This is a genomic window from Bartonella sp. CE47NXGY, from assembly GCF_042195415.1.
Lineage (GTDB): Bacteria > Pseudomonadota > Alphaproteobacteria > Rhizobiales > Rhizobiaceae > Bartonella.
The window spans coordinates 1-693 of record NZ_JBHIOI010000235.1 but is presented as its reverse complement, the minus strand read 5'-3'; the positions used below and the strand labels follow the sequence as shown (position 1 = coordinate 693).

Genomic DNA, 693 nt, shown 5'->3' with positions numbered 1-693 from the left:
AAGATTGGAGCCTATTTCCATTAAATCGACACCAAACAGCCATTCAATGAGTTCATTGATTTTTTTCGAAATCCAAGTCAGTGGTGAAAAGTTTTTAAAGAACGTCAAGAGGTTATTGAAAACATTACTACATAAGCTGTAAAAAGAATCCCATAGCTTGCTTATAAAGCTTATGACTGTATCCCAATGTTTGTAGAGCAGATATCCGGCAGCAACAAGAGCTGCAATGCCGCCAATAATCCAGCCAATAGGTGTGGTCATGATAGCAACACCAAGCGATATAAAAGCGGAACTAACGGCAGTTATTGCCGAAATCAGTGTACCTACAAGAGTTAAGGCAAAACTGGCAACTGCAGAAGCTGCCGGTACCATTGCCGCAATGAATGCTCCGGTAAGAACTGCTCCAACCGCGGCTAAAGATGCAGCTACCCAGCCATTGAGTTCATCCCAATATTTATAGAGTGCGGCAAGTACCGCGATACCCCCAATTAGCCAACCGATAGGTGTGGTCATTATAGTATAGCCAAGCGTGACAAACGCTGCTCCCGCTGCTCCCGCTGCGGCAATGAGTGGACCAAAAATGAACGAACCAAGTGCCACAAGTCCTACCTTAAAGAGGGTTATTTCACCAATCAGAGGTTCTAGCCATTGGAACCAGCCTTTAATCCTCTCTGTGAGATCACTGATGCCTTT

1 pseudogene is annotated in these 693 nt (G+C 44.6%); it reads right to left on the bottom strand.

The annotated features are described in order from the left end of the window. Positions 1 to 693: pseudogene (locus tag ACFIL3_RS10845) on the bottom strand (phage tail protein); the annotation flags it as partial.